The organism is Bacteroidota bacterium (genome assembly GCA_030706745.1).
Taxonomy (GTDB): Bacteria; Bacteroidota; Ignavibacteria; order Palsa-1295; family Palsa-1295; genus PALSA-1295.
The window spans coordinates 465,325-477,905 of record JAUZNX010000001.1 but is presented as its reverse complement, the minus strand read 5'-3'; the positions used below and the strand labels follow the sequence as shown (position 1 = coordinate 477,905).

Annotated in this window: 7 protein-coding genes; 3 read left to right on the top strand and 4 right to left on the bottom strand. The window is 55.5% G+C overall.

Annotated features, from left to right (window positions below):
• Window positions 1-785 precede the first annotated feature (785 nt).
• Window positions 786-1,790 carry a T9SS type A sorting domain-containing protein gene (locus Q8902_02080; GenBank protein MDP4198340.1) on the top strand — a complete coding sequence of 335 codons (1,005 nt, stop codon included), beginning with the start codon at window positions 786-788 and terminating at the stop codon, window positions 1,788-1,790.
• A gap of 9 nt (window positions 1,791-1,799) precedes the next feature.
• Here Q8902_02080 and Q8902_02075 read toward each other — a convergent pair whose 3' ends face one another.
• A complete protein-coding gene (locus Q8902_02075) occupies window positions 1,800-2,552 on the bottom strand; it encodes a uracil-DNA glycosylase (GenBank protein ID MDP4198339.1) in 753 nt (250 codons plus the stop codon).
• A gap of 19 nt (window positions 2,553-2,571) precedes the next feature.
• A complete protein-coding gene (gene coaBC / locus Q8902_02070) occupies window positions 2,572-3,846 on the bottom strand; it encodes a bifunctional phosphopantothenoylcysteine decarboxylase/phosphopantothenate--cysteine ligase CoaBC (GenBank protein ID MDP4198338.1) in 1,275 nt (424 codons plus the stop codon).
• Window positions 3,847-4,228: 382 nt separating this feature from the next.
• Between coaBC and Q8902_02065 the strand changes: the two genes are divergently transcribed.
• The gene (locus tag Q8902_02065; protein ID MDP4198337.1) at window positions 4,229-5,188 is read left to right on the top strand and encodes a transglutaminase-like domain-containing protein; all 960 of its coding nucleotides are present in this window, start codon (window positions 4,229-4,231) and stop codon (window positions 5,186-5,188) included.
• A 118-nt stretch (window positions 5,189-5,306) separates the two neighbouring features.
• Complete coding sequence (locus tag Q8902_02060) at window positions 5,307-6,956, top strand: benzoate-CoA ligase family protein (GenBank protein ID MDP4198336.1); 1,650 nt, start codon at window positions 5,307-5,309, stop codon at window positions 6,954-6,956.
• Between the two features lie 45 nt (window positions 6,957-7,001).
• Here Q8902_02060 and Q8902_02055 read toward each other — a convergent pair whose 3' ends face one another.
• Window positions 7,002-10,448 (bottom strand): choice-of-anchor D domain-containing protein, encoded by a 3,447-nt coding sequence (locus tag Q8902_02055; protein ID MDP4198335.1) that lies wholly within the window; start codon window positions 10,446-10,448, stop codon window positions 7,002-7,004.
• Window positions 10,445-12,280, bottom strand: coding sequence for a T9SS type A sorting domain-containing protein (locus Q8902_02050; GenBank protein ID MDP4198334.1), 1,836 nt, complete (start codon window positions 12,278-12,280; stop codon window positions 10,445-10,447). Before Q8902_02050 ends, Q8902_02055 begins: the two co-directional genes overlap by 4 nt.
• Window positions 12,281-12,581: the final 301 nt, after the last annotated feature.

Below are 12,581 nucleotides of genomic sequence, written 5' to 3'. Positions count from 1 at the left end.
CAGTTCTACGTCGAGGAAATTGACTACGGAGTGGGATGCAGCGGGCTCAGCTTCCCTGATATTCTACATGGGGCGGCAGATGCCTTGGCGAAGACGATGGATGGTCTACCATATTGCGGAAGTGGAGTAACTCTGCAAGTCATTACTACAGTGCTTAATTCCTGTTGGGGACTCGCAGGGTTCAACCCCGATGGTACCATGCGCGCTATGCCCTGCTCCAGCGGTACATGCGTACGAACCTGCGATTATTGTATTACTCTTAATCCGGTGACACACCACTACGAAGCACAACAGAGTAATTGTACTTATAGCGATACGAACCCAGGCGACTGTGTGGACATACCGACGGGTTGCGCTCTGGCGATTGGTGCCTGCTATCATATGCCTTGCTGGACGGGTGGCCCATGCTCCACGGACTATACTGGTGGTGGCGGCAGTCAATAATCCTTCACACAAATCACATTCTGCCTATGAAAGCCTTCCGTTTTTGTTTGATACCGGCGTTATTTCTTTTACTCGTTCCGCAGGTGTGCCCGGCGCAATATGTCTGGCAAGTAACGCATAGTTACAGGGACGATACGACGGGTGATTATTCTCCGATTCTCATGTCCTGCTCCGGCAATCATTGCACCGCAATTATGGGAGTGGGTAGAGACTCCGCCGGCAAGCCCGCCCACAATTGGTTTGGTTTTTTTCGGAGCGATGACGGAGGGCTTTCATGGCGAGAACAGTCACATGTTGCTAACCCTGGCACCACTTACCCCGGCTTTACATATTTTTTTGCGATGCAACAGCTCGATTCATCGAATGCTGTGGCCGTTGGCGATTCCGGAAATATCTTTCGGACGGTCGATGCCGGGGTGACATGGAAACGACAAACGCCGCCGCAAGACTATTCAGCCGCATCGCTTTGGGGCGTACACTTCCACGATCCGATGAATGGGATCGTCGGCGCAGCAGACCGTCCGTTGACAACATCCGACGGTGGCGAGCATTGGACGCTTGCGCCGCTGACACGACTCGCGATTCAAGGTTGTCACTGCTATGGTCCGGGCAAATTTGCGGTACTGTCCGAGCTTACGGGCCAAATCTACCGCACATCGGACAATTGGGCTACGATTGATTCCACCCCTCCCATCCCGGAAACGGTAGCTCAGCAGTTCTCATTGCGCCGGTGCAATTTCGGCGATGGGGATACCATTATTGCATACGGATTTGACAGCAAGAGCGGGCTCATTGTTCGCACGCTGGATGGTGGAAGGACATGGGAGAAGTGTTCTTTGCCTGACGCGTTCTATACCGCCGGTCCAGTCATCGCTATGACTCCCATAAGCGACGATACCCTCATCGCTGGCTGCGACTGTGATGGCAAACTTCTCTATAGCACTGACCTGGCACATACCTGGCAATTCGACACGGTTCCGATTTCAAATGGCTTCACAGCATCGGCCAACGGTGTTGGGCGCCCATCTCCCGGAGTCATTGTTGCGTCGATGCCGATGCCGGGCGGTCCGGGTTTCATTGTTCGTGGCACGCTTGCCACGGCTGGGGTACAACTCGATCACACGCTTGGGATTGCAGGCGCCTACCCGAACCCCGCCAACGAAAGCGTGACGCTAACATTCATCGCTCCTGACGAGCCGGTTCATGTTCTCGATGTTCTGGGCCGAGAGCTATTGCAGATCAAGATGCCGCAGCAAGGCCCGCTCAGTCTGAACATCGCCTCACTGCCGGCCGGGATTTACTTTGCACAACATGGGAGGGAACGTGCGAGGTTTGTGAAAGAGTGAGACTCGCGATTACACCAGTTCGTCGTACATCCTTCGGAGCTTTTTCAGGTCTTCCCATGCGCCGTGCTTCCAATCGGGATTGCGGAGCAATGCGGCGGGGTGATACGTCACGATGACCGGGATGCCGCAGAACTCGTACGGCTGACCGCGCATCTTGCCGAGCGATTCGTTCAGCTTGAGCAGGTTCGTGCCTGCAATGCGGCCTAAGCAAAGAATGAGACGTGGCTTGACAATCGCGATTTGCTTCCAGAGATATGGCTCGCAGGCTTCGACTTCTTCCGGTTTGGGATCGCGGTTGTTCGGTGGACGCGATTTCAAAATGTTCGCAATATAGACATCCTTGCGCTCGAACTGGACTGCGGCAAGCATTTTGTTCAGAAGCTGTCCCGCACGGCCAACGAATGGCTCACCCTGCTTATCTTCATCGGCGCCCGGCGCTTCGCCGATCACCATCACTTTGGCATTAGGATCGCCGACGCCAAAGACGAACTTCGTACGCGTTGCGCCCAGGCCGCACTTCTGGCAATTACAGATTTGCGATTCCAACTCGGCGAGCGTTGTTGCCGTGTACCACGGCTCCTGCGCGTGCGGCGCGAGCTTCTCATCGAGCCCACTTATCGTAACTTCGGTCACTGCGACATCGGGCTTCTTTGGCATTTGAAATTCTATTTTTTGTTCGGGGACATACGAGATCACGTCTCCGAATCGCGAGGCCTGCTCGCGGACGAAACGTTCGAGATCGGATGCTAAGGTCTGTTCCATAAAGTCTTGTGTAATACCGTCATTGCGAGGAGCGACTCCTCGCAATGACGGTCAATATCTCTTTTGCACACGCTTCCTTAGAAAGCAGTGGCAAGGCCTGAACCGCTCCGTTGTGCAGATAGATCGTCACTTTGTTCGTATCGCTGCCAAAGCCAACACCTTCCTCGGCAATGTCGTTAAGGACGATGGCGTCCAGGTTCTTCTCCGCAAGTTTTGCCTTTGCGTATGCTCCGGCGCCTTCACCCTTTTCGAGTGCGAAGCCAACAACAATTTGTTCGGCGCGTTTCGAGCGCGCAATCTCGGAGAGAATATCCGGCGTCCGCTTGAGGCGAATCGCAAGGTCGCCATCGGTTTCGCGCTTCTTCATTTTGGACGTCAGTACGTCCTCTGGTGCGAAATCGGAGACAGCGGCATTCATAATGATGATGTCTGCTTTCGGAAGCTGCTCCCGGACCGCCAAAAGCATTTCGTTTGCGGTTTCGATATTGATTCGATCGGCGATGCCATCGGTACTAATCGCGTTGGGCCCCATGATGAGCGTCACCTTAGCGCCCATTCGCTTGGCCGCCATTGCCAGCGCGGCAGCCATCTTACCGCTGGATCGATTGCCGAGAAAGCGGACGGCATCGATGGGTTCGAAAGTCGGTCCGCCCGTGATGAGCACGTGCTTTCCGGCGAGTAGTTCTGGTTGGGCGTCGAGCAGTGATCCGAACTGGCTCACGATGTCCTCCGGCTCGGGCATGCGTCCCATTCCGGTGAGTCCGCTCGCCAGGCGTCCTTTGACGGGACCGATCTGCAACGCACCATGCATGCGCAGCCAAGCGAGTGCTTCCTGCACGGCCGGTTGCAGCCACATATCCTCATCCATCGCGGGTACGAGGATGAGTGGCGTCCAGCGTGGCAAGGACGCCGCAACGAGCGACACCGGATCGCCATAGAGCGCCGAGCGGAGTTTGCCGATCATCGAGGCCGAGCACGGCGCGATGAGCATCGCGTCCACGCTCCTTGCGAGATGGACGTGCCAAGTGGCATGCTCCCCCGCCTTTTCAAGGCGGGGCGCATCGCCCACGATGTCGGCGGGTGGTTGGCCCGCAAAGATCTGCGTGATCGTCTGATTGCCAGAGACCTCACTCAACTCATCGGCGCTGATGAATTGTCGAGCGTTTTCAGTCAGGACGCAGAACACGTCGGCCCCCTGCTGCTTGAGTTGGGTAACAATACGCGGCGCTTTGATCGCAGCGATCGAGCCGGTCACCCCAAGAAGAATACGCTTTCCACTGAGAGCCTCTGTCATGCGGGCAAAAATACGACCTGAAACCGCGACAAAATGTTTTTGGAGGAATATTGATTCATAACAAGTGTCCGTATGACGTTTGGGTTGATTGTGGCATTCGTTCTGTAGGGTTAATTGGTATATTTAAATCTTATAGCCGGCAACCACCTTGGCATATGCCAAAGGGACGCTGAAACGAATATGCAGAAAATATGAGAGTGGTATAGTGCTAATCCGATGGAGCGACAATAGTCGATTCCACGCGGAGGCAGGAAAAAAGCACTTGCTTCTATTAGGGAGAACAAAGGGTACCGGTTCTCGAGAAACCCCGCCGCGAGGCGGGGTTTTATTATCCGCGCCACGGATTTCTCTTGCCCTCGGCGGATGTTTGGTTACTTCCAGCATGAACGAGGTCATTCATCACATCGAGCAATCGATACTGCCGCCGGTCGAACCCGATTCCGAGTTGCGGTCGCTGCTCTCGCTATTAGACGATCCCGATCCCCGTATCGCCGATGCCGTCACGCAACGAATTCGGATGCGCGGCGAGGATGCATTGCTCCCGCTGATGACCTTTTTGGAATCCGCTTCGGATCCCCTGGCTCGCAAACGCGCGGAGGAATTGTCGGCGCAGTTCAATCTCGAACAACTGCGTGCGGGGTTCGAGAATCTCGCGCTGCGATTTAAGCGTAGCGGATTGAACGCTCGTGCCGATGCCCAGGCATTTGAAGATGGGCTGTTCCTCATCGCGCGGTATGGCAATCCACGTTTAAATGTCGCACAGTGCCGGCAAATGTTGGATGAGTTCGCGTCATCGCTCGATGCACGCCTCGTGGGTCTTTCCTCGGCGCTCGAAGTCCTGGACGAGATTAATTACTTCTTCTTCGAAGAGCTTCACTTTCGGGGCAACCAGGCGAGCTTTTTGGAGCCGGAGAACAGCTATGTCGATGCCGTGCTCGAGCGCCGGATGGGGATTCCAATCTCGCTGGCCTCGGTGTATTTGCTGGTCGTGCAGTGCCGGTTGCATTTGCCGTTCAGCGGCGCAAGTGCGCCGGGACATTTCCTTGTCCGCTATGATGGCTTGAGGACAGAGCCGCTGTTTATCGACGCCTTCAACGGCGGGACGATCCTTCGCGCGCGCGACATCAAGCGATTTCTCGATTCTTCGGGTTTGCCATTTCACAATCAATTTCTTGCACCGAGCCATCCGCGCGGAATCGTGCTCCGGACAATCCGCAACCTCATTCTTGTTTTCAATGAGCGCGGTAATATCCCGGCCCGCAAAGCGTTCGAAGAATTCATGCGCATCCTCGCGCCGGACGCTGCCGAAGGACAAGCATTTTTAAGAGGGCTGGAAGGGTAACCGAGCGCGATCGCGCTGGCAATGTTGAATGATGAATGAGGAATGATGAATAATTGGCGGGAATTTCCTGGCTGACTTCATCATTCACAATTGGGATTCATCATTTGTCGCTGCCCCTATGTCGTATAACTCATTTGCAGATAATCTGCCGCCCCTCGAAGATTGGGGCGAGCGCATTTACACCCGGCCTGAACTCGACTACCCGAGTCATATCAATGCGGCCGCCGAACTCATCGACCGTAATGTCGCGCTCGGTCGCGGCGATCGTCCCGCGATCTTTTATAAAGATCAAGTCATTTCCTATGGCGAGTTGCTTGCAGGCGTCAACAAAATGGGCAACGCCCTGAAAGAGCTTGGAGTGGATGTGGGCGATCGTGTGCTGATGCGGTTTCCGAACACACCGACCGCCGTTGCCGTATGGCTCGCGTGCCTGAAGATCGGTGGCGTGGCCGTCATGATCATGCCGATGCTTCGGAGTCGCGAGATCAACTATCGCGCGAACGATGCTGAGTGCAAGCTGGTACTTTGTGACATCGCTTCGATTGACGAAGTCCAAAAGGCCGCGCCGGCCATGACGACGGTGCAGAAGATTTTGGTCACCGATGGGACGCATGATACATACGAGTCGTTTGAATCCTACTGGCACGAAGAATCGCCAACGCTGAAGCCGGCAACGCTTACGCGCGACGATCTCGCGCTCATCGGCTATACCTCAGGCTCGACTGGCGACGCCAAAGGGACCGTCCATTTCCAGGATGACGTGCTCGCGATTGCCGATGGATACGCGCGCAACATTTTGCGGCCAACGGAAGACGATGTCTTCGCTGGCCATCCATCGCTCTCGTTTACCTTCGGTTTGGGTGGTCTGCTCGTGTTTCCGTTTCGGTTCGGTGCGAGCGTGGTGTTGCTGGATCAGTTCACTCCGGAGAATATGCTGAAAACGCTCGTGCGCTACAAAGCGACGATCTCGTTCTGCGCGCCGACCTGCTACAACATGATGATGCGCCTGGACGAGAAGAACGAGTACGATCTCTCCTCGCTCCGATTAGGGGTCAGCGCTGGTGAGACGCTACCGAAGCAAGTGTACGAGAAATGGAAGGCAAAGTACGGTGTCGATCTGCTCGATGGTATTGGTTCGACGGAGATGCTGCATATCTTCGTCACCAACCGTCCGGGCGATGTTCGCGCCGGAGCGACCGGCAAGCCGGTCCCGGGATACGAAGCGAAGATTATCGATCCCGATGGCAACGATCTCGGTCCCAACCAACCAGGTTTGCTTGCGATCAAAGGTCCGACGGCCTGCCGGTACTGGAAAAAGCCCGAGCGCCAGAAAGGCTATGTGCTGAATGGTTGGAACGTGCCAGGCGATGTGTTTATGATGGATGAAGGCGGATACTATTACTATCAGTGCCGCAATGACGATCTTATCATAACCGGCGGATATAATGTCTCGCCACCGGAACTGGAAAGTGTGATCAACGAGCACCCGGCGGTGAAGGAATCGGCGACCGTACCGAAACCAGACGAGTTGCGCGGCGCGATCGTGAAGGCCTACGTTGTGTTACAGCCCGGAGAGCAAGGCTCCGTGCATTTGGTCAAAGAAATTCAGGACTTCGTTAAGCGAGAACTCGCGCCTTACAAATATCCACGCGAAATCGAATTTGTCGATGCGTTACCACGGACGGATACTGGAAAAGTCCAGCGGTACGTGCTGCGCGAACGAGCAGCGAAAGAACATGAAGAGCGGATGAGCGAGGAGGTTGCCTGACTGTGCAGGGAGGGGCAAGCTGGAGCTTGCCCCTACACACACTCCTTAGCGTAATTCGGGTTCAGATAGTACCATCACATCTCGCGTGATGATCCCGGTCGGCGTGTGAATCAACAGATACCGCATACCGTCCCCGCTTGTTTTGCCGAGATCGAGCGAGATCATTTGTTGTCCAGCGCCAGCAAATATGAGTGGCTGCGCGAGAAGTTGCTCGCCCAATGCATCATACACTTCAACAACGCCATCGTTCTGATACGTCGGCGGGACCGAGAACGTAAGCGCGACCAGTCCGCTCGTCGGATTCGGACTCACGCGATCCAGCAGCAGCGTACCATACTTAATAAAGTCCTTGAGAGTCGAATCGCCACAGGCAGCGATCAGTGTGAACGACGGCGCGCTATCGGTAACACTTTGAGTCAACAGACAGCCGGTTGTGCCGCCAAGCGTTGCGAAGTTCGGACGCATCAGTGAAATGTTTGTCGCGAAGGTGTCGCTAATAAATGCTTCGCAGTCTATTTCGCAAATCTTGCCCGCAGGGATCAACGCATCGCTCGCAAGTTGAAGATGCACCTGCGCGCTTGCGCCAGTCGACGTGATCGAATGCGTGCTGGCAGCACCGAACGCCCCAACTCCAGGAACAATATCGAGCGGCGTGAGCAGGTCCGTGTGCATATCGAGCGCGAAATCAAGCGTGCCGAGCGGCGATCGACTGGCGACCAGCGCATAGACCGGAATGTGAATGTGAGCACCGGCTATTGCGGAATAGTGCGTATTTGCCAGTGCAACCGGTATCGCCGGCACGCCAATGCCGAGTGCCGAAATCAGCAATGTGGTGTCAGTCACTGTCCCATCAGCGCGCTTGATAGTTAGAACCGCTGTGGCGTTGCGTTGAAGTGAATCCTGCGGCTTGAACATCCCGTTGATCGACACTTGTCCGCGCGTGGCGAGTCCGACTGGAAGATTCGCCGCAAGAGCGAAGTCATTGGAGTCCGCACCTGAAATATGGAATGCGATAATTGTAATCGAGTCGCAGGTGCTGTTCGTAACGGAGACGCCAAAGGCCGCCGAATCGCAGGTCAACGAGCTGACGTTTTGCGGCGATGCCAGCACGACGTGTCCGGGGTCGTTCGTCACATTGATATAATATGCGATTGTCTTCTCACCGGCGCTCGACCATATATGAAATTGCGAAGAGTCTTTGCCGGGGACCGAAGGATGGTACCGCAAGAGAATGGTATCCCGCTGACCGCCAGCGAGAGTTCGACCGGCGATGACTGACATGATATCGTATCCTCCCTGCGCCCAAATGTATTGCGCGCTGTCGAAACTCGTTTCGCCGCATCCTGTGCCCGTGAGCACTAACGTATCGAAGGCATCGGAGCAGATCGAGAGGTCGCCTAAATCGCGCGTGCTAACTTGCAAGGCGGAGGTCGAGGAGATGGTGAAGTCCGGCAAGCCACTCGTGCCATTGCCGATCAGTGTGAGTGTCGTGTCGTACTCGCCGGAACCTTCATACGAGATCGTTATCCGGACCTGCCGCGGAGCGGGTCCCTGACTTGTCGGCTTGAATGACAAACGCAATTGTGCCGATTCCCCGCTGTGCAGCGAGTCCATCCCACTAATTGGCAGTGATGTAAACGGCGTATCCGCAACGACCGATCGTATGGCGAATGGTTTACATGATACGTTACGAATATTGATGCTGAAGTTTGCGGAATCACATAGTGAAGATGAGATCGTATCTGCAACAGCGAGCACGACGGCGCGCGAGGGTGTGTAGCCGATGCCCGATAATGCGAGCGTATCGATCTTCGTGCCGTGATAGACGTACAGCGCACCATTGTCCGATTGCGGCGCTGTCGGCGAGTACCGAAGCAGAAACGTGCGCGAGCTGCCGCCACTCAACACGAATGGACGGAAACTGGAAGCGAGTGAGAACGGATCGCCGCTCGTCTGGAGGTTATCGATAGAAAGGTCGGCGCAAATCCGGTTGGCAAGCGTGACTTTATGGACATCGCTCGCACAGATCGAGACGGAATCGAAGCTGAGCTGCTTCGGCGAAGTCGTGTCCAAAAACGTGACGACATTATTACGCGGTGGCAATCCCGTGAGTCGAATTGAAATCACTGTATCTTCGAGATAGCCATCGGGTTGCGCAATCGTAATGCGAATTTGCGCGGTCCAGGAGCGTTCGAGCGCGGACTGATACAGGATATGCAGCGTATCGACGTGCGATTGGGTGAAGAACCCGAAATCATTTGCGTAGCCGGGCGCGCTGAGTTCGTGCAGCGTATCGTTCAGGAAGCGAATGCCAGCTATCCGGCTCGAATCGCAGGCGCGATAGCCGAACACGATGTTGGCGTATGAACTATCGCAACGGTAACCAGTCGTCGTGAACGCCGGTGCAATAGTCACGTATTGCATCACCGATGGCGAAAGAGTGCTATCGCCGCCGTTCATCGTCTTATAGATATTGCCGATTGTATCGAATGCATAGACTACAGCACCGCGCCCCGTCACGGCAAAACGGGTGTCGTTCGTATTCATCGGCCCACCGACAAATTTCCAATTCGCGCCGCCATCCATCGTCCGAATGATGCCAAGGGGACCGACGCCATGCGAAGGTTGTCCCTGCACATAAACAATGGACCGGCAGATGCCGGAGCCGGCAACGCCACCGCTTAAGCCATCAAGGCCATACGTGCGAATCGTGACTGGATTCGGAGAAGCAGCAGGACTCTTAAGTATTGCGGTGATTGACGAATTGTAGGCGCGCTCGCTTGCAATCAGGAAGTTACGTGAGAAGCGATCGCCATATACAGACCACGCTTCACTCGAATCGCTTGGAGCGACCGACCACGTGCGGCCGGAATCAGTCGTCGCAATATGCGGCTCCGTCGGACCGCCGGTGCCACTTGCGTATCCGTAGGCATCATCGATGAAATCGATGCCGAGTGGATAACCCGCCGATCCGACCAACGACCATGTCTTGCCCTGATCGCCAGAGAATACGACACCATAATAAGGATACGATTGGACATCGCCATGGTCCGTATAGAATACTCCTCGCTTTGTTTCTCGAATACCAAACGGATATGCCGCCGTCTTGATCAGATTCCACGAGCGACCGCCATCGGTGGAGCGATAGATTCCACTCCAGCCTTTTGGGAAGCTCTCTTTGATCGTCGCCCAGCCATGGAGCCGGTCGCGAAAATAGATATCGGTGACCTGACCGATGATCTGATCGTTCGGAAGCACCGCATTCTGCCATGTGGTGCCACCATCATTGGTATAGAATATCTTTGCCGGCAGGCTGCGGAAGGGATTGTAGTCTCCGGTGCCGATGACGCCTTCGGTCGCGTTAAAGAAAAACGCGCTCGCGCCGCGCGTGCCCGTAAGTTGTGTAAGGAATTTCCACTGCGCGTGACCAGACTCCCCTGCGGCGCAGAGTACAAGCATGAAGAGAAGCAGCGTGTGTAAGATTCTCTTCATGGGCGTGCGATCACAATGCGGGAAACGAATTGACCAATCCGAATAACGTACGTTCCTTCCGGGAGCGTGGACACATCAACAGTGCCGTGCTTCGATGTTCCCTGCAAGACCATCCGGCCAAGCAGATCGTATATGACGATTGGCGCATCAGAGGGCTTCGAATTTCGAATGGATACGAAGGTATTAGCCGGATTAGGAACGAGTATCCCTGAACCGACATCGCCAGCCTGCTCCACGCTGCTGGACGTCTTCAAGCCAAAGCCTTGCGCCGCGATAAAGCGGTGCCCGGCGTTCGTCCCGATCTCGATGGACTCCAGAGCAAGGCCGCTCGCTTGTGGCGCGAAGCGGACGTATACCGTGATCGCACTATCTGCACCAAGGCGCGCCGGCATTGCGGGCGTGTTGACGATAAAGACATCCGGACTGGTCGATACGACGGAATCGACGCGAAGAATCGCGCAACCCTGATTCGCGATTGCGAAAGAACGTATCTGTGGCGAATCTACCGAGACGGTGCCGAAATCGAGATCGCTCACGGGTCCGAACACGGCGGGTTCGGCGCCGGTCTCGACGACAATTGCGAAATCGGTATGCTCGCGAAGTCCCCACTCACCACCGTGATACCATAGCCGGAGCATGACGGAATCTTCGCCGGCATCCGTTGGGGTGTAAGTCAGCGAAGTATTGGCACTGGTTCCGGTGAGGCTGTCGGTCAGAAGTTTCTTTTTCGCGATCTTGCCTATCGAGCGAATGAGCGTGATGGAATCAAGCCGGATGCCGGTGCAGACGCTCGATGCGATATGGATATTGATTGGGAAGTTGACTTGCGGGCCGCACAATGTATCGAACAGCGAATCAGCTTGCACGGAAATGTATGGACTGATCGAGCGCGTGATGCTGCTGTCCAAACCATCATGGCTGACGGCAAGCAGTTGCGTTGTATCCCACCACCAGAAAATGGAACCACGATCGAACGTCCAGCCGCGGACGAGCACGCGCATCGAGGGCGGTGCAATCCCAACGTCCACCATGGTCCGCGCCTGATCGGTACTGCGAATAGTATTGAAGTCGAGCCCGGTGTTGTCCGTCACGAAGAGCGTGCCCATACAATCGTGTGAACCCATGACCGTCCCCGAAATCCGCTCCCATGAAAAGGGCGGTGGGACACCAATCGATTGCCACGTGAGCCCGCCATCGGTCGAACGCCGGACCGTATCGCCACCGGCGAACACAACGGAGTGTATCGCATCGGCAAAGATCGATTGGCACGCGTTGATCCCCGATTTGACAACCTGCCACGCCGCGCCGAAATTCGTGGAGCGATAAATAGTCGTTTGGGAAACCGCGAAGATGGTGGTATCCGAAATGTGGTCCATCGCCCGGATCGAGTCTCCTCTGGGGATCCCGCTCGCCAGAGTAAACGTCGAGCCATCCCGCGTGTAATAGAGCTGACTATCGGAATACACGAAGAGATGGCTTGGCGTCGCGTGGAGAAGCGTCAGATTGCTGCGCGACGAACTCAGCGTCCAGAGTGTCCACAAATGCTGCCGGCCATGAAAGAGACCGATGCCGTTGACGGTCGCCCACGCGTTCACCGAATCCTGAATGACAATACCGGTGACGACATCGGGTGCGGAAAACACGCCGGTCAAAACCGAATCATCAATGCGCTGAACGGTGTGGGTCGGGTCCTGAAACGAGAGCAGACCGTGGTGCGCGTTATAGAAATCGAGCGCGCCGACGCGCTGGGTAGTGATGACCTGCCAGGACGCCTGGACTGGCACCCCCGTAACACAGAGAAGCAACAGAAAGGACAGCAGAGATGCGCGCATAGCTCATCCTGTAACGCAATCGGAGGAGACACCCGTTCTCTTCGGATTCCCGGCTGTGGGCCGGCATTGCCCCATGCGAGAAATTGTCGTGCGGCGGACACTTCGCCACACAGACAGCATTTCGCCACACGGAGCATTAAGGAATAGCGGACCACATAATCGGTGCCGTGCTTGCCAGCGCACGTAAACGCATGGCGCGAAACGTAACGGTACAGAACTAAAGCGATCGTTTGTTTTCCGCATTTTTTGCGCGGAATCACTAAGAAGCTGTCCCGGTTCCTTTCAAGCCGTCTATTGCTTC

What these genes read in the sequence shown, in the direction of transcription:
- Q8902_02080 (MDP4198340.1), top strand. Translation starts at nt 786, where the DNA reads ATGCAACAGCTCGATTCATCGAATGCTGTGGCCGTTGGCGATTCCGGA.
- Q8902_02075 (MDP4198339.1), bottom strand. Translation starts at nt 2,552, where the DNA reads ATGGAACAGACCTTAGCATCCGATCTCGAACGTTTCGTCCGCGAGCAG.
- coaBC (MDP4198338.1), bottom strand. Translation starts at nt 3,846, where the DNA reads ATGACAGAGGCTCTCAGTGGAAAGCGTATTCTTCTTGGGGTGACCGGC.
- Q8902_02065 (MDP4198337.1), top strand. Translation starts at nt 4,229, where the DNA reads ATGAACGAGGTCATTCATCACATCGAGCAATCGATACTGCCGCCGGTC.
- Q8902_02060 (MDP4198336.1), top strand. Translation starts at nt 5,307, where the DNA reads ATGTCGTATAACTCATTTGCAGATAATCTGCCGCCCCTCGAAGATTGG.
- Q8902_02055 (MDP4198335.1), bottom strand. Translation starts at nt 10,448, where the DNA reads ATGAAGAGAATCTTACACACGCTGCTTCTCTTCATGCTTGTACTCTGC.
- Q8902_02050 (MDP4198334.1), bottom strand. Translation starts at nt 12,280, where the DNA reads ATGCGCGCATCTCTGCTGTCCTTTCTGTTGCTTCTCTGTGTTACGGGG.